Source organism: Actinomadura sp. 9N215, from assembly GCF_044326345.1.
GTDB lineage: Bacteria > Actinomycetota > Actinomycetes > Streptosporangiales > Streptosporangiaceae > Spirillospora.
Genome location: NZ_JBIRBA010000001.1, coordinates 145,880 through 165,783, shown reverse-complemented (window position 1 = coordinate 165,783; position 19,904 = coordinate 145,880). Strand labels below are relative to the sequence as shown.

The window sequence follows — 19,904 nt, the reverse complement described above, 5'->3', positions numbered from 1 at the left end:
TCAACCCGTCAGTCCGTGGACGGCTTCGGGAGCATGCGCCGCATGGCCTCGTGTGCTCCGGCCACGAGACGGTCGCGCGGATACCCGTTGCGCTTCTTCGCCGTCTCGTAGTTGCCGCCCGCGACCCAGACCGGGCCGTCCTTGAGGTGCGCCAGGCCCTCGCGGGCGACGTCGTCGGGCTCGGCGATGACCAGGCCTGGGATGTCCATGTTGAGGCCGGCGCGCTCCATCGCGGGCGTGCGCGTCACGCCGAGGACGAGTTCCAGGACGTCCACGCCGTGCTCGCGAAGCTCAAGCCAGAGCCCCTCCGCGAAGATCCGCCCGAACGCCTTCACCGCGGAGTAGATGCTGATCTGCGCCTGCCCCATGTACCCGGCGAGGGACCCGACCAGCAGGATGCCGCCCCGCCCGCGAGCCTTCATCAGCCCGCCGAAATGGTGCGTGACGGCGAGCTGCGCCGTGATGTTCAGGTCGATGACGCCCTGGAAGCGGTCCAGGTCGCCGGTGACGAACTCGTGCCCGTAGCTGTTCGCGCCCGCGTTGAAGACGAGCAGACCGACGTCCAAGTCGTCGGTGACCTCCCGGATCGCCTTCAGCGGATCGGGCGCGATCAGGTCGAGCTCCAGCGTGCGGACCTCCACGCCCTTCGCCCGGACGGCCCCGGCGGTCTCCGCCAGCGGCCCCGGCTTGCGCGCGATCATCACCAGGTTCAGGCCCGCGTCCGCGAGCCGGTGGGCGAACGCGGCCCCGACACCCTCGGAACCGCCGGCGATCACGGCCCACGGGCCGTACTGGTCGATCATTGTCCTCCGTCCAGGTCCGGGGTCCAGGCGACGCCGTTGATGTGCGAGCCGCCGTCCGCGAACAGGGTGTTGCCGGTCAGGTAGCGGGCGTCCTCGGACGCGAGGAACACCGCCACGGGCGCGATGTCGGCCTCCGGGTCGCCGAGGCGGCCCATCGGGTTGGCGCGGTCGGCGGCGGCCTCGATCTCCGGATGCGCGGACGCGATCCGCCGGAACGACGCGCTCTTCGCGCCGGGGCAGATCGCGTTGACGACGACGCCGGTCGCCGCCCACTCGCGGGCGGCGGTGCGGGTCAGCGTCCGCAGCGCCTCCTTCGCCGAGTTGTACTCCAGCGTGCCCATGTGCGCGTTGACGCCGTTGAGCGAGCACATGTTGATGACGCGTCCGTACCGCCGCGCCCTCATGTGCGGGAACGCGGCCTGCATCGCCCACAGCGGGCCGTAGTAGCCCATCGCGAAACCGCTCGCGAGCTGCTCGTCGGTCTTGGTCTCCACGCGGCTGACCGTCCCGGCGCCCCAGGCGTTGTTGACCAGGACGTCCACGCGGCCCCACGTCTCCACGGCCGCCGCGATCATCGCGTGCACCTGCGCCTTGTCGGTCACGTCGGTGCGGACGAACCGGGCGCTCGGCCCGAGCTCCGCGGCCACCCGGGCGCCGGTCTCCGCGTTCAGCTCCGCGACCAGCACGTTCGCGCCCTCGGCGGCGAAGCGGCGGGCGACGCCGCGGCCGATGCCGTCGCCCGCGCCCGTCACCACCGCGACCCGGCCGGTCAGCCGCCCGGCCGTCCGCTCCGGCCGCCCGGCGGGCTCGGTCATTCGACCACCTTGATCGCGCCGGTCAGCGCCGCCTCCTGGATCGCCGAGCGCAGCGCCGGGCAGATGCCGAACGGGTCGTCGTCCGGCAGGCCCGCGCACGCGGCCCGCGCGCCGGCGTTCCATTGGATGCTGGTCTGCTCCCAGCTCGCCTTGCGCACCAGCACCTCGGCCGCGCAGCGCCGGCACCGGACGGGCAGCAGCGGACCGTCCACCAGCCGCTCGTCCTGCCGCGCCGCCACGCCCTGTTGCTCTGTCGCGGCCTGACGGTCGGTCACGCGGAGGCCCCCTCGCGGCGCGCGAGGTTCTCCTCGACCTCCTTCTGCCACGACTCGACGGGACGGGTCGTGTCGATCTCGAACTCGAACCGGTCCGTCATCTCCGGCCGGACGTCGGCTACGTCCACGTAGAACTGCTCGTACCAGCGGCGCAGCTGGTAGACGGGTCCGTCCTCCTCGCACAGCAGCGGGTTGTCGATGCGGGTCTTGTTCCGCCAGATCGCGATGTCCTGCTCGAACCCGGTCAGGATGAAGGACGACAGTTTCTCCGCGGTCGCCTCCGCGGCCTCCGGCGGCAGCTTGTCGCTGTGCTGCACGATGATCCCCGAATGCAGCGAGAACGAGTTCTCGTCGATCGGGTAATGGCAGTTGATCAGTACGGACCGCAGGTCGAAGCCCTCGTAGTGGTACGTCAGCTCGTCGATCATGAAGGACGGGCCGTGATAGGACGCCACGGAGCTGTTCCCGAGCATCCGCGGCCCCTCGCCGCCGCCCTCGCGCCGCGCGTCCGGACGGCTCTTCCCCTTCATGATCTGCGTCGCGACATGCCCCTCGAAGACGTTCTTGAAATACGTCGGGAACGAATTGTGGATGTAGAAGAAGTGCGCCATGTCGACGACGTTGTCGATGACCTCGCGGCAGTTGGTGTGGACGACCGTCTCCGTCCACCGCCAGTCGGTCCAGTCGTCGCGGCTCGCGCCCTCGATGGCGGGGATCGTCACGTCCGCCGGGGGCCTGCTCCCCTCCGGGTCGTTCCACACGAACAGCAGCTTGTCCTGCACCATCGTCGGCCACGCCGCCGTCCGCGCCCGCAGCGGCACGCGCCGCGAGTACGGGATCCGCTTGCAGCGGCCGTCGCCGCCCCACCGCCAGTCGTGGAACGGGCAGGCGATCTCGTCGCCCTTGACCGTGCCCTGCGACAGGTCGCCGCCCATGTGCCGGCAGTAGCCGTCCAGCACGCTGGTCTTCCCGTTCGCGCCGGTGAAGACCACGAGCTTCTGACCGAAGGCGTTGACCGTGTGGGGCTTGCCGTCCCGGAACGACTCCGCCAGGCCGAGGCAGTGCCATCCCCGGGCGAAACGGGAGGAGACGGCCTCCGCCTCGATGGCGCGGACGGCGTCCGACTCGGTTGCGGTCACGTGGATCATCCCTTCGGCGATGGACGGGGTGATTCGAACGTTAGGTCGCGGGTCACCGTCCGGCTCCGGCCAGTCCCAGTGGCCGGGACGTTCCCACCCGTGCCGCCGCGTTGACATGGTGTCCTTCAGATCGCCGTAGCGGGAAGACGAGGAGCCGTGGATGAGCGGTAGCGAACCGGGGGGTGCGGGGGGCCGCCCCCCACAGGGAGCGAGGACGAGCGGCGAGGTGCTGGAGTCCGTGCGGGGGCTGCTGCCCGGCATCGCCGAGCGGGCCCGGTCCGTGGACGAGAAGGGCAGCATCCCCGCCGAGACGATCCGCGACCTGACCGCCGCCGGCGTGTTCCGGATGCTGCAGCCCACCCGGTACGGCGGCGCCGAGCACGATCCCGTCGCGTTCTACGAGGTCATCCGGGCGATCTCCGGCGCCTGCGGCTCCACCGGCTGGGTCGCGGCGGTCCTCGGCGTCCACTCCTGGCATCTCGGCCTGTTCGCGGACGAGGCCCAGCGCGAGGTCTGGGGCACCGGCCCGTCCCCGGGGGAGCCGGAGGAGCCGGGGGAGCCGGGGGTCCCGCGGGGGGCGGGCCCGGACACGCTGATCGCCTCGTCCTACGCGCCGATCGGACGGCTCACCCCCGTCGACGGCGGCTTCGAGGCGACCGGGCGCTGGTCGTTCTCGTCCGGGTGCGAGTTCGCGGACTGGGCCCTCCTCGGCGCCCTCGTCGTCGGCGCCGAGGGCCGTCCCGTCGACTTCATGACCGTGCTGGTCCCGCGGCGGGACTACGAGATCCGCGAGGTCTGGGACTCGATGGGCCTGCGCGGCACCGCCAGCGACGACATCGTCGTCGAGCGGGCGTTCGTCCCGTCCCACCGCGCCATGCGCAACTTCGAGCAGGCCCAGCTCCGCAACCCGGGCCGCAAGGTCAACACCGGCCCGCTCTACCGGATGCCGTTCGGCACCGTCTTCACCAGCACGGTCGCCGCCAGCGTGATCGGCATGGCCGCCGGCTGCCACGACCTGTACGTCGCGCGGATGCAGGACCGGATCCGGCTGAGCCTCGGCGGCGGCCGCTTCGTCGAGGACGAGTTCGCGCAGGTGGCCGTCGCGCGCGCCGCGTCCGAGATCGACGCCGCCGTCCTGCAGACCGACCGGAACGTCCGCGAGATCCACGAGTACGCGGTCCGCGACGAGAAGATCCCGATGGAGCTGCGGCTGCGCGCCCGCCGCGACCAGGTCCGCGGCACCGAACGCGCGATCCAGGCGATCGACATCCTGTTCAAGACGGCCGGCGGCAACTCGCTGCACCGCGGCAACGTCATCGAACGCGCCTGGCGCGACGCCCACGCGGGCAGCGTCCACGTCGCGAACGACGTCGAGCACGCCCTCTCCATGTACGGCCGCGGCGTCTTCGGCCTCAAGGTCGAGGACAACCTCGTCTAGCACCGCTGAGGCGGCCGCGTGGTCTCGTCCCCGCCGCGGTGGCGACGAGACCACGCGCGCCGGTCAGCAGGTGGGTTCGGGGGTCCGGCCGACGCGGACCGACTGGGCGAACGCCAGCGACGTCTCGAACGAGGCGGTGACGCTGGCCCGGTGGTCGGCGCCGTCGAACGTCCGGTAGGTGATGTTCGGGTAGCGCTTGCACAGGTCATTGACGATGTTCTTCGTCGCGGCGGGCGTGACCGAGGTGTCGGCGGTGCCCTGGGCGACGAGCGTCGGGACCTTCAGGTTCAGGCCGAGCGCCTCCTGCGAGTTGTAGTAGGCCTCGAAGCGGGTGAGGTCGGTGTCCGGGCGGAACACCTTGCTCAGGGGGAGGTTCGCGCCGAGTTCCCTGAGCTGGGCCAGGCAGGCGTTCGTCCGTCCGGCCTTGGCGAGAGGGGCGGCGTCGGTTGTCAGGAGGTCTTCGGGGACGAAGGACGGGTCCGCGGCGTGGGCGCCGTTGAGCAGGACGAACAGGAACGGCAGCGCGGCCTCCGCGCCCGGGTACTGCGCCTTGACGTAGACGGCCGTCTGGCTCATGTTCGAGCCGGGCGCGATCGACACGGCGCCCTTCAGGCGGACGTCCCGTTGCCGCGTAGCCGCCGTGTACAGGGCCGCCTGGCCGCCCTGGCTGTGCCCGGCGACGAACCAGTCGCGCCCGATGCGGCGGTCGGTCCGGCGGGCGGCGCGCACGATGTCGAGGACGGTGTTCGCCTCGCTGACGCCGTGCATGTACGGGTGCCCGCCCGGCGTGCCGAGACCCTCGTAGTCGGTCTGCACGACCGCGAAGCCGTTCGACACCCACCTGTTCAGGTACGACTCCGTGATCGATAGGTAGTCGTGCGCCGGGCCGGTGGCTGTGTCGGCGGACGGGGCGCACACGTCCGCGGTGCCCGTGGTGCCGTGCGCCCAGCTCAGCACGGGCCAGCCGCCGCGCGGCGGCGTGCCCTTCGGGACGGCGACGGTGCCCGTCACGACGATCCGCCTCCCGCCGACGCCCTCCGACGTGTAGGTGATCTTCCGGTTGGCGGACGCGGCGGGCAGCGCGGCCGCGTTCGTCAGCGGGCCGACGGCGATCAGCCTGCCGCGATGCTGCGGGCCCGCGGCCTGCTCCGGGGCTTGGGCCTGGGCGGGGACGGCGGCGATCCCGGCCGTTCCGGCGCAGGCGATGGCCGCCGCGGCGATTCCCGCCGCGCGTCTCCTGACAGCTCTCATGCGTGGTTCCTCCTCATGTGCTGGACGGCTCGATAGGCGAACGCCATCGCCGTCCCGATCGGGATGCCGGGCCCCGGATAGACGTGTCCGGTGAACGAGGCGCTGGTGTTGCCGGCGGCGTAGAGCCCGGGGATCGGCTCGTCCGCGCCGGACAGGACGCGGCCGTCCGGGTCGGTGCGGAGCCCGCCCTTCGTCCCGAGGTCGCTCAGGACGATCTCCGCCGCGACGTACGGCTGCCGGTCGACGGGGACGAGGCACGGCCCGCCGCCGGTGAAGTACCGGTCGTAGGGGTCCTCGCCGCGGTGGAAGTCCTCGTCGGCGCCCTCGGCGGCGAAGCCGTTGAACCGCTCGACGGTCGAGGCGAGCGCGGCCGCGGGCAGGCCGGTCTTCGCGGCCAGGCCGGCGAGGGTGTCCGCCCGGTGCCAGAGCCCGGCGGCGAACTGCTCCTCCGGCGCCGCGGACGGGATCGAGATGGCGGGCAGCCCGTCCGAGCGCGCATCGAAGACCAGGTAGAAGGGGGCGTCGGCGGCGGCAAGGCAGCGGCCCATCCGGTCGTAGGGCAGCGACTCGTTGGCGAAACGGCGTCCCGTCCCGTCGACGATGAGCCCGCCGCGGAAGCCGAGCGTGAACGCGGCCCGCCCGCCGGGCATCGCCAGGCCGGGGCAGAACCACGCCTGGTCGAGCAGCCCAGTGGACGCGCCGATCTTCATGGCGGCGGTGATCGCGTCGCCCGTGTTCGCGCCGTCCGGGGCCATCGTCCGGCCCGCACTGCCGGGCACGCCGCGCGCCTCCCGCAGCTCGGCGGACGACTCGAAGCCGCCCGCCGCCAGCAGCACGCCCCGTGCCGCGCGCAGCCGGACGGGACCGCCTGCGGTCATCGCCACAACGCCCGTGACCTGCCCGTCCTCGACGATCAGCTCCGTCAGCGCGGTGCCGGTGCGGACGTCGCTGGCACCCGTCGCGGTGATCGCGAGCAGCAGCCGTCCGATCAGCGCCCGGCCCTGCGCCAGCGGCCGTCCCGCCGCGTGCCCCCGCCCGGCCCGATCACGATCGACCGGCGGACGGACGAGACCCGCCAGTTCCCCGAGCCTTTCCACCGGCAGATCGAGCGGGACGAACGAACGCCCCATGTCCACGCGGCCCGGCGCGTCGAAATAGTCGGGGAAAGCGCGCCATTCGAACTCGATCGCCGGATCCCGCTCCAGAAATTCCACCAGTTCGGGCGCCGTTTCCAGAAACGCCTCCCGATGCGCGGCATTGCCGTCGTCGCCGAGCAGCGCCCGCAGATAGGCGCGCGCCGACTCCGTCGAATCGCCGATTCCCGCCCGTTCCTGCACGCGCGTCCCGGGCAGCCAGATCGCCGACCCCGAGTACGCGGACGTCCCGCCGACCAGCGCCGTCTTCTCCAGGACGGCCGTCCGGAGCCCGCCCGAAGCCGCCGCGAGCGCGCCCGCCAGCGCCCCGGCGCCCGACCCGGCGACCACCACGTCGTATTCGTCGTCCCACGCCACGTGACTTCGCCTCCAGGCCCTCGGGTCTTCGCGCGCGGACAACGTAAACGCGGCGCGCGGCGCGGCGGGGCGGCCCGTCCCACTGACCGGTATCGCCCTTCGCCTGGCGCGCCGGGACTCCGGATATCGTTCCTTGTCGACACCGGAAATGGACCGTGGGGGAAGACCGTGGCGAGGATCGCGTCGGCGAGGCTGTCCGCCGAGCCGAGCTCACCCGAGCAGCACGACCGCCGGCGGCGTATCCTCCGCGCGGCGGCGCGCATCGGCGCGGAGAAGTCGCTCGAACGCGTCCAGATGCACGAGGTGGCGAAGGAGGCCGGGGTCGCGATCGGGACCCTGTACCGGTACTTCCCGTCGAAGGTCCACCTGTTCACCGCGGTGATGGCGGCGCAGGTCGACCGGCTCCGCGAGCAGGTCCACGAGCCCGCGCCCGGCACCAGCCCCGAGGACGCCGTCGCCGACCTGCTGGTGCAGGCCAGCCGCTACCTGATGGCGCAGCCCGTGCTGTCGACGTCGATGCTGCACGCGTCCAACACCGCCCATGTCGCGACGGTCGCCGACACCGTCCACATCGACACCACCTTCCGCGAGATCCTGCTGCGGACCGTCGGCATCGAGGACCCGACCGCGCGGGACGTCACGCTCGTCCGGCTGCTGATGCAGTGCTGGTACGGGGTGCTCCAGTCGAGCCTGAACGGCCGCGCGTCCATGGCGGACGTCGAGAGCGACATCCGCCTGGCCTGCCGCCTCCTCCTCGCGCCCCGCTCCAACGCCCCGAAGCCCTGACACCGTCTTCCGCCTTCCGGGCGCTCGGCCTTCCGGGCGCCCGGCGGCCTCCCGGTGATCGGGACGGCGCGGGCGGCCCGCGCGGGCCCGCGGCTAGCGTGCCGCCATGCATCGCTACTTCACCGGCGCCGACCTTCGCGTCGACGGCGGCGCGCACACCTAGAAAGCACACCCAGGAGGGGGAACGATGGCACGCACCATCGCCGTCAGCGGGTCCGCGTCCGGCATCGGCGAGTCGCTCGCCGGGCTGCTGCGCGACCAAGGCGACACCGTCATCGGGGTCGACCTGAAGGACGCCGAAGTGTGCGCCGACCTGGCCGGTCCCGAAGGGCGGGCGCGGGCGGTCGCGGAGGTCCTCGACCGTTGCGGCGGGACGCTCGACGGTGTCGTCGCCTGCGCGGGCGTCTCCACCGTCCTCCAGCCCCCACCCACCGCCGTCCAATCGACGAGCTCCGCTCGGCCAACCTTCACTGACCTCACCGTCAAGGTCAACTTCTTCGGCGCGGTCGCCCTGCTGGACGGCCTCCGCCCGGCGCTGGCCCGCGCCGGACGGCCGCGCGCCGCCGTCGTCGGCTCGATCTCCGCGACGCAGCCGGTGGACGACGCCGTCCTGCGCGCCTGCCTGGACGGCGACGAACCCGCCGCGCTCGAAGCGGCCGCCAGGGTCGTCGAAGCCGGGGCCGGGAACAAGCTGTACCCGTCGTCGAAGTCGGCGCTCGCCCAATGGCTGCGCCGCGCGTGTGTCACCCCGGACTGGGCGGGCGCGGGCATCCCGCTGAACGCGATCGCGCCCGGCGTCGTCCGGACGCCGATGAGCGCGCCGCTGTTCGAGGACGAGCGCATGTTCAAGGCCATGAACGACGCCGTCCCGATGCCGCTGAACGGCTACGCCGACGCCGAGGTGATCGCCGAGGCGCTCCGCTGGCTGATCTCCCCGGCGAACTCCCACATGACGGGCCAGATCATCTACATCGACGGCGGCGCCGAACCGACCCTCCGAGGCCCCGGAGCCTTCTGAACAGGGCCTAATGGCCGCCCTTCACCTCGGAGGGCTTTCGGATATGCGGCTCAGATCTGGGTGGTGCCCGTGTCGTCGAGCGCGGCGACGCTGTAGGCGGCGTACGTCCGGCGCGGGTCCCGTCCCTCGAAGTACGGGGTGAGCTGCCCGCCGAGCTCCGCGACCGTGAAGACGCCGTCCGCCGCCGTGAACTTCCGCTCCACCGTCGGCGCGGCCAGCAGCGCGACCATGTCGCCGTAGACGACGAACACCTGCCCGCTGATCCGCTCGGACGCGGGCGACGCCAGATAGCTCACGAACGTCCCGACCCGTTCGGGCGCCATCGCGTCCAGCCCGCCGGGCGAGGTGCCCGCGGCGAACGACGCCTCGGTCATCGCGGTCCGGGCGCGCGGGCAGATCGCGTTGGCGCGGACCCCGTACCTGGCCAGCCCGGCGGACGTCGACAGCGTCAGCGCCACGATCCCCGCCTTCGCCGCCGAGTAGTTCGGCTGCCCGGCCGCCCCGAACAGGAACGCCTCCGACGCCGTGTTGATCACCCGTCCGTACACCGGGCCGCCGGCCGCCTTGCTCGCGGCGCGCCAGTGCGCCGCCGCGGCCCGCGACACGGCCGCGTGCCCCTTCAGATGGACGCGGACGACGTCGTCCCAATCAGACTCCGACAGGTTGAACAGCATCCTGTCGTGCAGCACTCCCGCGTTGTTGACGACGACGTCCAGCGACCCGAAGGTGTCGACGGCGGCCGACACCAGGGCGTCGCCCATCGCCCAGTCGCCGACGTCCCCGGTCACCGCCACGGCCCGGCCGCCGGCCTTCGTGATCTCGGCGGCGACGTCGTCCGCGGCCGGCCCCATGTCGTTGACCACGACGCTCGCGCCCCGCGCGGCCAGCGCGAGCGCCTCGGCCCGTCCCAGCCCGGCGCCCGCGCCGGTGACGACGGCGGTGCGGCCCGCCAGGGACAGATCAGCGTTCATCGGAGCCTCCGGGTCGGTGTTCGGGACGCGCCGCCGTGACGGCCCGACGGAGACTAGTACCTATTCTAGTTTCGCCCGGGGCCGTCCCGCTGAGCGGTCGCCCGCCCCCACCCGCCGACACCCTCCGCCGACCGCGCGCCCCCGCCATCGGGAACCGCTCAGTGAGACAGCCGTTGCCTGCAAGTGAGAACGAATTCTAGTCTCGCGCCCATGATCGCGGATCATCGTGAAGACGAGGCGCTTGGAGACGACGAGCCCGTGGACGAGGAGCGGACGCATGCCTGAGGCCATGATCGTCGACGCCGTCCGGACGCCGGTCGGCAAGCGCCACGGGGCGCTGTCAGGGCTGCATCCGGCCCAGCTGCTCGGGCTGGCGCAGCGCGGGCTGCTGGCGCGGGCCGGGGTCGAGCCGGGCACGGTCGGGCAGGTCGTCGGCGGGTGCGTGACGCAGGCAGGGGAGCAGTCGAACAACGTCACCCGCAACGCGTGGCTCCACGCCGACCTGGACAAGGTCAACGTCAACGGCGGCGCGATCGCCCTCGGGCACGCGGTCGGCTCCACGGGCGCCCGCCTGATCACGCAGGCCGTCCACGAGCTGGAGCGGTCGGACGCCTCCACCGCGCTCGTCACGATGTGCGCGGGCGGCGCGCTCTCCACGGCCACCATCCTCGAACGGATCTGAGACGCACATGACCATCGGGCTGACCGAGGAGCACCGCGACCTGCGCGACGCGGTGCGTGCTTTCACGTCCCGGCGGGTGACGCGGGCGGTCGTCCGCGCCGCCGTGGACGCCGGGCGGGACGAGGTGCCGCCGTTCTGGGACGATCTCGCCGCGCAGGGACTGCTCGGCCTGCACCTTCCGGAGCGCGTGGGCGGTGCGGGCTACGGTCTGGTCGAGCTGGCGGTCGTGCTGGAGGAGCTGGGACGCGCCCTCACGCCGGGCCCGTTCCTGCCGACCGTCCTGGCGAGCGCCGTGCTGCATCGCGCCGCGCACGCCGGGCACGCCGGGCACGCCGGGCACCTGCCCGCGCTCGCCGACGGGACGAAGACCGGCGCGGTCGGCCTGGACGCGGGCAGCCTCACCCTCGCCCGCTCCGGCGGCGGAGAGATCACGGTGACCGGCACGTCGGCGCCGGTGCTGGGCGCTCCGCTCGCGGACGTCCTCGTCCTCCCCGCGAAGTCCGGCGACGGGTCGCCGGCCGCCTGGCTGGTCCTGTCCCGGACGGACGTGATCGTCGAAGAACTCCCCAGCCACGACCTGACACGCCGCCTGGCCAGGATCGAGTTGGAGAACACAACGGTCCCTCCCGAGTCGGTCCTGAAACTCGACTCACAGACCGTGCACGATCTCGCGGCGGTCCTGTTCGCCGCCGAGGCGTCAGGACTGGCCGACTGGGCGACGTCCACCGCCGCCGAGTACGCGAAGGTCCGCGAGCAGTTCGGCCGTCCGATCGGACAGTTCCAGGGCGTCAAGCACCGCTGCGCCCGCATGCTCGCCCACGCCGAACAGTCCCGCGCCTGCGCCTGGGACGCCGCCCGCGCCTGGGACGCCGCTCCCGCCGCCTCCGCCGCTCCCGCCGCCCGCGCCGTCGACGCCGCTCGCGCCGTCGACACCGTCCACCCGGGGGAGGCCGGGGTCGTCGATCCGCGGGAGGTGTCGCTGGCCGCCGCCGTCGCGGGGGCGACCAGCGTCCAGGCGGCGTTCCAGACCGCGAAGGACTGCATCCAGACGCTCGGCGGCATCGGCTTCACCTGGGAGCACGACGCCGGCCTGTACTTGCGCCGCGCGCAGTCGCTCCGCGTCCTGCTCGGCCCCACCGGCGCCTGGCGCCGCCGCGTCGCGCGCCTCACCCTCGACGGCGTCCGCCGCGAGCTCCGCGTCGACCTGCCGCCCGAGGCCGACCGCGTCCGCGCCGGGATCCGCGCCGAGCTGACCCCCGCCAGGGCGCTGGACGGCGAGGAGCGCACCGCCTACCTGGCCGACCGCGGCTACACGTCCCCGCACCTGCCCGCCCCCTGGGGCAAGGGCGCCGACACCGTCACCCAGCTCGTCATCGCCGAGGAGCTGCGCGCCGCCGGCCTCCGCCCGCACGACATGATCATCGGCAACTGGGTCGTCCCGACGCTGATCGCGCACGGCTCGCCCGCGCAGCACGAGCGGTTCCTGCCCGCGTCGCTGCGCGGCGACATCCGCTGGTGCCAGCTGTTCTCCGAGCCCGGCGCCGGCTCCGACCTCGCCGCGCTCACCACCCGGGCCGAGCGGGCGGACGGCGGCTGGCGGATCACCGGCCAGAAGGTCTGGACGTCCATGGCGCGCGAGGCCGACTGGGGCATCCTGCTGGCCCGCACCGACCCGTCCGTCCCGAAGCACAAGGGCCTGTCGTACTTCCTGCTCGACATGGGGTCGCCCGGCGTCGACATCCGGCCGCTGCGCGAGCTGACCGGCGACGCCCTCTTCAACGAGGTGTTCCTCGACGGCGTCTTCGTCCCGGACGACCTCCTGGTCGCCGCCCCCGGCGACGGCTGGAGGCTGGCCCGCACGACGCTCGCGAACGAGCGGGTCTCGCTGTCCAACGACTCGTCCCTCGGCAGCGGCGGCGAGGCCCTGCTCCGCATCGTCGAGGACGGCGCGGACGGCGAGCGCCTCGCGACGCTCGGCGGCATCCTGTGCGACGCCCAGTCCAGCAGCCTGTTCGGCCTGCGCACGACCCTGCGTTCGCTCGCCGGAGGGCAGCCGGGCGCCGAGTCCAGCATCGGCAAGCTGATCGGCGTCGAGCACATGCAGCAGGTCTGGGAGACGGCCGTGGAGTGGATCGGCCCGGACGCCCTCACCGGCGAGGGGCGGCGCGCCATGAAGGACCCGACCTGGATGTTCCTGAACTCCCGGAACCTGTCGATCGCGGGCGGCACCACCGACGTCCAGCTGAACATCATCGGCGAGCGGCTCCTCGGCCTGCCCCGCGACCCGGTGGCGCCATGACGCTCGACCTGCATGCCGAGGGCCGCGCCTGCGGCGTCGACGGCGCCGTCGCGGCGGCCCGGCGCGTCATCGACGCCCTGGTCCGGTCGGGCGACCTCTCGGACGCCGACATGTCCGGCATCGCCGACCGCCTGAACGCCGTCGCCGACGACCTGGAGGCGACGGCCCCGCCGCGGCGCGACCGTCTCGTCGACATGTGGCGCGGCGACGGCAACACCCGCCACGACCCGGTCACCGGCCCCGAGAACCCGATCGCGCCGCCCCTCGAATACACGGCCGTCGACTCCCGCACGATCGAGGCGACCGTGACCCTGGGCCTGCCGTACCAGGGGCCGCCGTCCAGCGTCCACGGCGGCGTGTCGGCGCTGCTCCTCGACCACACGCTGGGCGTCGCCAACGGCTGGGCGGGCACGTCGGGGGTGACGGCCGGACTGACGCTGCGCTACCACCGCCTGACGCCGCTCTTCCGGCCGCTGACGATCACCGCCCGGCAGCTCTCCGTGGACGGCCGCAAGATCCGCACGGTCGGCGCCATCCGGGCGGACGGCGAGGACTGCGTCACCGCCGAGGGCCTCTTCATCGCCGCCTACCCGCCCCGCCCCCGCTGATCGCCGTCGGCCGAGACACCGCCGCCGGGCCCGTGCGCGCCCCGGGGCGGTGGAGGCCGCCGCCCGCCTCCGCGCCGGTATTCAGCCGAATCCGGAAAGCGAGAATGGCAAGGTCCGGACGCTGCCGGAGAGCTCAATCGGGCCGGACGCGCTGCGTACTCTCGCCTTGACTCCCCGAACTCGCCCCCGTCCAGCATTTCGGTATGTGCCCGATTGTGGATGATATCTTCATTGACACACGGAGGAGAGAGCCGCCCCGGCCCCGGCCGGCACGAATGGGCGGCCCCTGCCGTCGTTTTGGCCGAACAGGCCGTGACTTGGCCGAGCAGGCCCATGCCTTCGCCTCTGGAAACCCGGCCCACGATCGATGAGGACATACCACAACGCAACAACCTGCCAGTTGAGAGGATGCTGAACTTGAATGGTTGGCACCAAGGATGGCCAGGGGAATTTCGCATTCGGTGTGCTCGGTCCCATGGAGGTGCGGCCCGCGGGTGATGCCGTCGGGCTCACCGGACGGCAACGGGCGGTCCTCGGCGTCCTCCTGCTCAACGCCAACGCCGTCGTCCATCGCGACCGGATCGTGGACGCCTTATGGGACGACCCGCCGCGTTCCGCGATCGCCAACGTGCACAGCCACATGTCGGGATTACGCCGCGCCCTCATGGGTGGAACGCCCGGTCAGACGGGCCAGACGGCTCAGGCGGCTCAGGCTGGTCAGGCGGCTCAGACGGGTCTCACCAGCCTGCTCGACACTCAGGAGAACGGATACCTGCTCCGGGTGGAGCGGACCGAACTGGACCTACTCGCCTTCGACGACGCGGCCGAGAACGGACGCGTCCGGGCCGAGCAAGGCGATCTGACCGGCGCCGAGCGGGAACTCGACTACGCCGTCTCGCTGTGGCGCGGGGAACCGTTCCAGGACGTCACTTTCAGCGACAAGATGATCCCGTCGCTGACAGAGCTCGCCGAACGGCGAATGCGGACCTGGACGCTCTGGACCGACGTGCGCATCGCGCTGGGCGCCGCCGAGGAGCTGATCGGCGAACTGCATTCGGCCGCGAACGCGCACCCATTACGCGAGTACATCTGGCAGCAGCTCATGCTGGTCCTTTATCGGGCCCGCAGGAGGGGCGACGCGCTGGACGCCTACCAGCGGGCGAGGTCGCTGCTGGTCGAGGAATTGGGAATCGAACCCGGTCCGGATCTGCAACGGCTGCACACGGCGATTCTCAACGACGATCCCGCGCTGTGCCGGGCGGCGCGGCCCGGCGAAACGTCGCTCGCGCGGTATCAGGCCAAGGCCCAGGAGGCGGAAGAAACACCGCGGTCCCGTCCTCCGGACGGGAAAGAGGACATGGCTGGCCGGATCCGGCCATCGGAACTGCCGCGCGCCATCGCGCGATTCGCGGGACGCGGCACGGAACAGGCCAGGCTCGACGCCGTCCTGCCCGCCGCTCCGGCGGCCGGGACGCCCGCGGGACCGACCTTCTGGATCGTCAGCGGCATCGCGGGCGTCGGCAAGACCGCGCTGGTCGTCCATTGGGCGCACAAGGTCAAGGACGCCTTCCCGGACGGCCAGCTCTACGTGAACCTCCAGGGATTCAACCCGCTGCGCGAACCCCTGGACCCCGCGATGGCGCTCTCGCAGCTGCTCCGGAGCCTGGCGATCCCGGCGGCGGAGGTCCCCGCCGGGGTGGACGAGCGCGAGAAGCTCTACCGCTCGGTGATCGCGGACAGGCAGGTCCTCCTGCTGCTGGACGACGCGCGTTCCGCGGAGCAGGTCCGGCCGCTCCTGCCCGGCCACAGCAAGGCGATGGTGCTGGTGACCAGCAGGTTCCAGCTGGGCGACCTGGTCGTCCACGACGGCGCCGAGCCCCTCCCGCTCGCGGTGCTGACCCCGGAGGACACGCGTGAGCTGCTCGCCCAGGCGCTCGGCCACGACCGCCTCGTCCGGGAGCGGAACGCAACGGACGAGCTCGCCCGCCTGTGCGGCCATCTGCCGCTGGCGTTGAGCATCGCCGCGGCGATGCTCTCCACGAGCCCGGAGGAGCCGATCGCGAGCATCGTCGACCAGCTCGGGAAGGGCGCGCTCCTGTCCGAGCTGTCCGTGGACGGCGCCTGGGAGGGCACGGTCGGCTCGGCGTTCCAGCTTTCCTACCAGTCCCTGCGTCCCGAGCACCGGAGGATCTTCAGGCTGCTCGGCCTCGTCCCGGGGCCCATGTTCAGGCCGTCCGCCGTCGCCGCCCTGGCCGGCTGCTCGGACGACGACGCGGCCAAAGGACTCAAGGCGCTCGCGGCGAGCAACCTGATCGAGCACCACGGGGAACGCGTCTACCGCATCCACGATCTGCTCCGGCAGTACGCCGCCGACCGCGCCGAGGAGCAGGAGACACCGGACGGGCGGCGGCAGGCCCTGAACGGATACTTCAGCTACTACCTGAACGGCGCCGACGCGGCCGGCCTCACCATCAGCCCGAGCACGTTCCGCCTGCCGGACGACGCCACAGACCGACCCCCGCCGTCCGCCGGGCCGCCGTCCGCCGGGCCGCCGTCCGAGGCGGGCGCCGCGCTCACCTGGCTGCAATGCGAGCTGGAGAACCTCGTCGCGGTGGTCACCCACTGCACGACCCACGGCCCGCCGACGTTCGCCTGGCGGATCATGGACGCCCTCCGGCCGTTCCTGACCGTGGGCATCTACCGCGAGGAATGGCTCGACTGCGGCCGCCGCGGACTTGAGGCCGCCGAGGAGGCCGGCGACCGCCAGGCGCAGGCCGCCATGCACATCAGCCTGGGCGTGGCCTGCCTCGCGCTCGGACGGCTCCGCGTCAGCGAACTGCACCTCGAACGGGCGCTGGAGGCCAGCACCGACAGCGGGTGGCTGGAAGGGGAGGCGGACGCCGTCACCCAGCTCGGCGCGATCCGGCTCCGAACCGGCGACGTCTCCGAGGCCATCATGCTGGGGAGGAGGGCCATCAGGCTCTACCGTCAGCGCGGGCACCTGAGCGGGGAGGCCATGGCCCACGCCGTCCTCGGATACTCGCAATGGCTGTTCGGCGACCTGCCGCAGGCGCTGCGGCACCAGAAGCGCGCCCTTTCGCTCCATGAGCGGGCGGGGAACGAGTACGGGCAGGCGATCTGCCTGACGGAGCTGGCGACGACCCTCCACGACAAGGGCGATCACGCCTGCGCGGTGCGCAACTACCTCGCCGCGGTCGCGATCTGCGAACGGCTCGGTGCGCCGGCGCGGCTCGTCCGGGCGCTCGCGGGGCTCAGCCGCGTCCAGAGCTGCGACGGCGACCCCGCCGACGCGTTGCGGAACGCGCAGCGCGCGGTGACCGTGGCGTACCAGTCGCGGGACCGCAGGGCGGAGAGCAGCGCGCTCGACGCGATGGCGCGCGCGTGCTTCGCGCTCCGCCGTCCCGACGCCGGACGCGAGTACGCCGAGAAGGCGCTCTGGGCCGCCGAGCGTGTCGGGCTTCCCTGGGACATCGCCCATGTCCTGATCGGCATGGCCGGCCACTGTCCAGATGACGGGGGGCTCGACGCCCTCGGCCGCCGGGCTCTCACGATCGCGCGCGAGCACGGCTTCCGCCTGCTGGAGGGCCGGGCGGCCGAGGCGCTGGTGAAGGTCCACGCCGATCGCGAGGCCGCGGGCTGGGCGCGCGCGGCGCTCCGCGTGTACCAGGAGATCGGTCACGCTCCCGGCACCGCGAGGGTCCAGCACATCCTGGGCAGGACGGCGCCGCTGCGATGAACGCGTCCCGCCCGGCGATGACGCTGCTGCCCGGCGGTGACGCTATTGCCCGGCGCAGGCGGTCATGCCATAGGCGGTCGCGAAGGCGGTCGAGCTCGCCTCGTCCTCGTTCGGCTCGTAGGACTTCTCGACGAGACTCCTGGCGGTCGCCTCGTCGCCCTTGGACATCGCGGCCTCCGCCCGTCCGGCGAGGTCGCCGAGGTGCGCGGTCAGCGACTTCAGCGGGCCGATGTACTGGCGGCGGATCCGCGCGGCGTCCGCGGGTGGCGGTTTCGCGGCCTCGATGGCGGCGACGGTGCGGCCCATGATCCGGGCGGCGGTCGTCAGCTCCGTCACCATGGCCCGGGTGGACGTGGCCTCCTCCGGCGGCGCGTGCTCGCCCGCGTCCCGGCACACCGCGTCGACGGCCGCGACATAGCGTTGCCTGGCGTCCCGGTACGCGGCGTCGCCGCCGCCGTCCGCCCGGGCCTGGTCCCGTGCCGCCAGCCGGACTCCGAGACCGGCGCCCGCGAGACTCACGACGATCACCACGGCCACGACGATTCGCGTGGTACGAGAAGACATCGGGTCGCTCCGTTCTGGGACGGCCCCCGGCGACCGGGTTCCGGCGCCGGGGACCGTACCGCTACCTAAGGGGACGGATCAGCAGCGGATGCGCTTCTTGCTGCTGTTCATGGTGCTGGTCTGGCTGCCGCGGAGCACCGACCACACGTGGAGCTTCGTCTGGCCCCGGTAGAGCTGGCTGCCGCCGGAGCACTTCCACTTCGGGCCCTGCTTGATGGTCCACGCGGGGGTGTTGCTGTTGTCCTTCGCCGACTTCGACGCCTTGGTGCGCCAGTAGCCGAGGCCCCGGTACTGCTGGAGGGTCGTCTTGATCGACATCTTCCGGCCCCAGCCGCCCCTGTTGCAGTGCAGCTGCCGGTAGGTCTTGATGTACCGCCCGGTCTTGTAGGGCGCGATGTAGCGAGTCCAGCCCCTGCATTGCGGGTGGTATCCGGTGGAAACCGTCTCCTTCCTGCTCCATCTCGCGGCCGCCACCGCCGGCGTCGCGGTCTCGGCCGCGGTGGTGGTGACCGCGGTCGTGGTGGTCGTCCGATCGGCCGCGGCGCCGGCCGGCGTGGCGACCACCAGTCCTGAGCTCACCACGGCTCCCGCCACGATCAGGCTTTGCAGGACGCGTCTCATGAACACTTCCCCTCGTCGGGACCGATGAAGGAGCGCGGCCGCTGTGACCACGCATCGGTCATTCCGTTGATGGGATCGTCTCGACGGCCGCCATATTCGCCCAATAAATGCGCCACACCGCGCCCACATTCACGTCGCCCCCGACTACCAGGTGCGCTGTTTCAGCAGGAAATAGTTCTGCTCCGCCGCGCTTTCACGTCCCCGCTCCCGAGTCGTTCCGGCAGGCTGAGCCGTCAGTCCAGGCCCGCGTAGATCCACTGGAAGGTGGAGCGACAGGCCGAGGAGTCGGTGCGCCGCGCGGTGAGCAGGATGAACCGGGCCTCGTCCGGCGGAGCGCCGGTGACCTCCCCGCCGCCGCTCCCCGCCTTGATCGAGCCCCGCGCGAGGGGCTTGCCGTCGGCCAGCAGCGACCAGTCCACAACGGCCGGGCAGTCCCGAACCTCTTCCTGGACGTACATCGACGCCTTCAGGCGGAACCAGCCCCGCAATTCTGTGCGGTCGTCGACGTCTTCCCGTTCGAACCGCGTCTGGACAACGCCTGACGCCGGAATGCTCCATTCGAAGCCGGTCGGCGGGCAGGGCCCGGAGTCGGTGAAGCAGGCCGAATTCTTCATTTCCTTGGGCGCGTCGCCGGATGCGTAGTCCAGACCTTCGGTCGGGTCCGAGCTGACGTGCCAATAGATGAGGAGGGCGCTTATCACCAGGCCGACGGTCACGCATCCCGCACCGGACGAGCCCGTGGATACGGCACCGCAGTCGTAGCGATCGCCACGCCCGGACACATGCCCTCCTGCGGTCGTGCCGCCCTTCCGGCGGGGTGATGTCGTGCGTTCGGCTATTCGGGGCGTTGCTGCCCGTAGACGTGGACGGTCTGTCCTCGGTACTCGGTGTCGCGCAGGTAGCGGTGCCCGATGCGCTCGGCGACGGCGATGGAGCGGTCGTTGCCGGGCAGGATCAGGGAGATGACCTCGTCTGCCGCCAGTTCGCTGAAGCAGTAGGCGAGGGCGGCGCGTCCGGCCTCGGCCGCGTAGCCCTTGCCCCAGTGGCGGCGGGTCAGGCACCAGCCCACGCCGAGGCCCGGGAATCCGTGCGGCCGCCATGGTCCGGCGCGTCCGGCGAAGCTTCCCGTCGCCTTCTCGACCAGCGCCCAGTGCGAATAGCCGCGGATCTCCCGGTGCCCGATGAACGTGGCCAGGCTGCGCCAGGCGTCCGCCCGGCCGGTGCCCACGGTCTCCGCGAGCCCCGAGGCCACGTCCGGGTCGGCCAGCATCGCCGCGTAGTCGTCGAAGTCATCGCCCGTCAGCGGCCGCAGGACGAGCCGCTCCGTCTCCAGCACCGTCATGATCACAGTGTGCGGCCCGTCGGG

At 72.4% G+C, this 19,904-nt stretch carries 18 protein-coding genes; 7 read left to right on the top strand and 11 right to left on the bottom strand.

The features are described from left to right. Positions 1-8 precede the first annotated feature (8 nt). The 4 genes from ACH34T_RS00735 to ACH34T_RS00720 are packed head-to-tail and all read right to left on the bottom strand — an operon-like array spanning position 9 to position 3,041. Positions 9-803 (bottom strand): SDR family NAD(P)-dependent oxidoreductase, encoded by a 795-nt coding sequence (locus tag ACH34T_RS00735; RefSeq protein ID WP_395989925.1) that lies wholly within the window; start codon positions 801-803, stop codon positions 9-11. Beyond that, complete coding sequence (locus ACH34T_RS00730; protein WP_395989924.1) at positions 800-1,618, bottom strand: SDR family NAD(P)-dependent oxidoreductase; 819 nt, start codon at positions 1,616-1,618, stop codon at positions 800-802. Before ACH34T_RS00730 ends, ACH34T_RS00735 begins: the two co-directional genes overlap by 4 nt. After that, positions 1,615-1,893, bottom strand: a complete 279-nt coding sequence (locus ACH34T_RS00725; protein WP_395989923.1) for a ferredoxin — start codon at positions 1,891-1,893, stop codon at positions 1,615-1,617. Before ACH34T_RS00725 ends, ACH34T_RS00730 begins: the two co-directional genes overlap by 4 nt. Then, entirely contained in the window at positions 1,890-3,041 is a 1,152-nt protein-coding gene (locus ACH34T_RS00720; RefSeq protein ID WP_395989922.1) for a Rieske 2Fe-2S domain-containing protein, read from the bottom strand. Before ACH34T_RS00720 ends, ACH34T_RS00725 begins: the two co-directional genes overlap by 4 nt. 151 nt (positions 3,042-3,192) lie before the next feature. Between ACH34T_RS00720 and hsaA the strand changes: the two genes are divergently transcribed. Next, complete coding sequence (hsaA, locus tag ACH34T_RS00715; protein WP_395989921.1) at positions 3,193-4,470, top strand: 3-hydroxy-9,10-secoandrosta-1,3,5(10)-triene-9,17-dione monooxygenase oxygenase subunit; 1,278 nt, start codon at positions 3,193-3,195, stop codon at positions 4,468-4,470. A 63-nt stretch (positions 4,471-4,533) separates the two neighbouring features. On the opposite strand, the gene ACH34T_RS00710 is transcribed toward hsaA, so the two are convergent. Further along, positions 4,534-5,721: an alpha/beta hydrolase family protein gene (locus tag ACH34T_RS00710; protein WP_395989920.1), complete on the bottom strand. Its 1,188-nt coding sequence runs from the start codon at positions 5,719-5,721 to the stop codon at positions 4,534-4,536. Beyond that, entirely contained in the window at positions 5,718-7,232 is a 1,515-nt protein-coding gene (locus ACH34T_RS00705) for an FAD-binding protein (protein ID WP_395989919.1), read from the bottom strand. Before ACH34T_RS00705 ends, ACH34T_RS00710 begins: the two co-directional genes overlap by 4 nt. Before the next feature lie 168 nt (positions 7,233-7,400). Here ACH34T_RS00705 and ACH34T_RS00700 point away from each other — a divergent pair, with 168 nt between their 5' ends. Both ACH34T_RS00700 and ACH34T_RS00695 read left to right on the top strand, forming a co-directional pair. Continuing rightward, the gene (locus ACH34T_RS00700; protein WP_395989918.1) at positions 7,401-8,018 is read left to right on the top strand and encodes a TetR family transcriptional regulator; all 618 of its coding nucleotides are present in this window, start codon (positions 7,401-7,403) and stop codon (positions 8,016-8,018) included. A gap of 187 nt (positions 8,019-8,205) precedes the next feature. Beyond that, positions 8,206-9,036, top strand: coding sequence for an SDR family oxidoreductase (locus ACH34T_RS00695; RefSeq protein ID WP_395989917.1), 831 nt, complete (start codon positions 8,206-8,208; stop codon positions 9,034-9,036). Between the two features lie 50 nt (positions 9,037-9,086). Here ACH34T_RS00695 and ACH34T_RS00690 read toward each other — a convergent pair whose 3' ends face one another. Beyond that, positions 9,087-10,007, bottom strand: a complete 921-nt coding sequence (locus ACH34T_RS00690; RefSeq protein WP_395989916.1) for a 3-oxoacyl-ACP reductase — start codon at positions 10,005-10,007, stop codon at positions 9,087-9,089. Between the two features lie 277 nt (positions 10,008-10,284). Here ACH34T_RS00690 and ACH34T_RS00685 point away from each other — a divergent pair, with 277 nt between their 5' ends. The 4 genes from ACH34T_RS00685 to ACH34T_RS00670 all read left to right on the top strand — a co-directional run bounded on the left by ACH34T_RS00685 (position 10,285) and on the right by ACH34T_RS00670 (position 17,353). After that, complete coding sequence (locus ACH34T_RS00685; RefSeq protein WP_395989915.1) at positions 10,285-10,689, top strand: hypothetical protein; 405 nt, start codon at positions 10,285-10,287, stop codon at positions 10,687-10,689. A 7-nt stretch (positions 10,690-10,696) separates the two neighbouring features. Then, positions 10,697-12,988, top strand: coding sequence for an acyl-CoA dehydrogenase (locus ACH34T_RS00680; RefSeq protein ID WP_395989914.1), 2,292 nt, complete (start codon positions 10,697-10,699; stop codon positions 12,986-12,988). Continuing rightward, complete coding sequence (locus tag ACH34T_RS00675; RefSeq protein ID WP_395989913.1) at positions 12,985-13,596, top strand: PaaI family thioesterase; 612 nt, start codon at positions 12,985-12,987, stop codon at positions 13,594-13,596. Before ACH34T_RS00680 ends, ACH34T_RS00675 begins: the two co-directional genes overlap by 4 nt. Before the next feature lie 475 nt (positions 13,597-14,071). Continuing rightward, a complete protein-coding gene (locus ACH34T_RS00670; RefSeq protein WP_395989912.1) occupies positions 14,072-17,353 on the top strand; it encodes an AfsR/SARP family transcriptional regulator in 3,282 nt (1,093 codons plus the stop codon). Between the two features lie 42 nt (positions 17,354-17,395). Here the strand turns inward: ACH34T_RS00670 and ACH34T_RS00665 are convergent, their stop codons facing one another. The 4 genes from ACH34T_RS00665 to ACH34T_RS00650 all read right to left on the bottom strand — a co-directional run bounded on the left by ACH34T_RS00665 (position 17,396) and on the right by ACH34T_RS00650 (position 19,880). Continuing rightward, positions 17,396-17,917 (bottom strand): hypothetical protein, encoded by a 522-nt coding sequence (locus ACH34T_RS00665; protein ID WP_395989911.1) that lies wholly within the window; start codon positions 17,915-17,917, stop codon positions 17,396-17,398. 78 nt (positions 17,918-17,995) lie between these two features. Continuing rightward, positions 17,996-18,538, bottom strand: coding sequence for a hypothetical protein (locus ACH34T_RS00660; protein WP_395989910.1), 543 nt, complete (start codon positions 18,536-18,538; stop codon positions 17,996-17,998). A 233-nt stretch (positions 18,539-18,771) separates the two neighbouring features. Next, positions 18,772-19,254: a hypothetical protein gene (locus tag ACH34T_RS00655; protein ID WP_395989909.1), complete on the bottom strand. Its 483-nt coding sequence runs from the start codon at positions 19,252-19,254 to the stop codon at positions 18,772-18,774. A gap of 119 nt (positions 19,255-19,373) precedes the next feature. After that, entirely contained in the window at positions 19,374-19,880 is a 507-nt protein-coding gene (locus tag ACH34T_RS00650) for a GNAT family N-acetyltransferase (RefSeq protein ID WP_395989908.1), read from the bottom strand. Between the last annotated feature and the right edge of the window lie 24 nt (positions 19,881-19,904).

Bases quoted from the DNA above. Each gene is read 5' to 3' on its own strand.
- ACH34T_RS00735 (WP_395989925.1), bottom strand. From the start codon at position 803: ATGATCGACCAGTACGGCCCGTGGGCCGTGATCGCCGGCGGTTCCGAG.
- ACH34T_RS00730 (WP_395989924.1), bottom strand. From the start codon at position 1,618: ATGACCGAGCCCGCCGGGCGGCCGGAGCGGACGGCCGGGCGGCTGACC.
- ACH34T_RS00720 (WP_395989922.1), bottom strand. From the start codon at position 3,041: ATGATCCACGTGACCGCAACCGAGTCGGACGCCGTCCGCGCCATCGAG.
- hsaA (WP_395989921.1), top strand. From the start codon at position 3,193: ATGAGCGGTAGCGAACCGGGGGGTGCGGGGGGCCGCCCCCCACAGGGA.
- ACH34T_RS00710 (WP_395989920.1), bottom strand. From the start codon at position 5,721: ATGAGAGCTGTCAGGAGACGCGCGGCGGGAATCGCCGCGGCGGCCATC.
- ACH34T_RS00695 (WP_395989917.1), top strand. From the start codon at position 8,206: ATGGCACGCACCATCGCCGTCAGCGGGTCCGCGTCCGGCATCGGCGAG.
- ACH34T_RS00690 (WP_395989916.1), bottom strand. From the start codon at position 10,007: ATGAACGCTGATCTGTCCCTGGCGGGCCGCACCGCCGTCGTCACCGGC.
- ACH34T_RS00685 (WP_395989915.1), top strand. From the start codon at position 10,285: ATGCCTGAGGCCATGATCGTCGACGCCGTCCGGACGCCGGTCGGCAAG.
- ACH34T_RS00680 (WP_395989914.1), top strand. From the start codon at position 10,697: ATGACCATCGGGCTGACCGAGGAGCACCGCGACCTGCGCGACGCGGTG.
- ACH34T_RS00675 (WP_395989913.1), top strand. From the start codon at position 12,985: ATGACGCTCGACCTGCATGCCGAGGGCCGCGCCTGCGGCGTCGACGGC.
- ACH34T_RS00670 (WP_395989912.1), top strand. From the start codon at position 14,072: ATGGAGGTGCGGCCCGCGGGTGATGCCGTCGGGCTCACCGGACGGCAA.
- ACH34T_RS00665 (WP_395989911.1), bottom strand. From the start codon at position 17,917: ATGTCTTCTCGTACCACGCGAATCGTCGTGGCCGTGGTGATCGTCGTG.
- ACH34T_RS00660 (WP_395989910.1), bottom strand. From the start codon at position 18,538: ATGAGACGCGTCCTGCAAAGCCTGATCGTGGCGGGAGCCGTGGTGAGC.
- ACH34T_RS00650 (WP_395989908.1), bottom strand. From the start codon at position 19,880: ATGACGGTGCTGGAGACGGAGCGGCTCGTCCTGCGGCCGCTGACGGGC.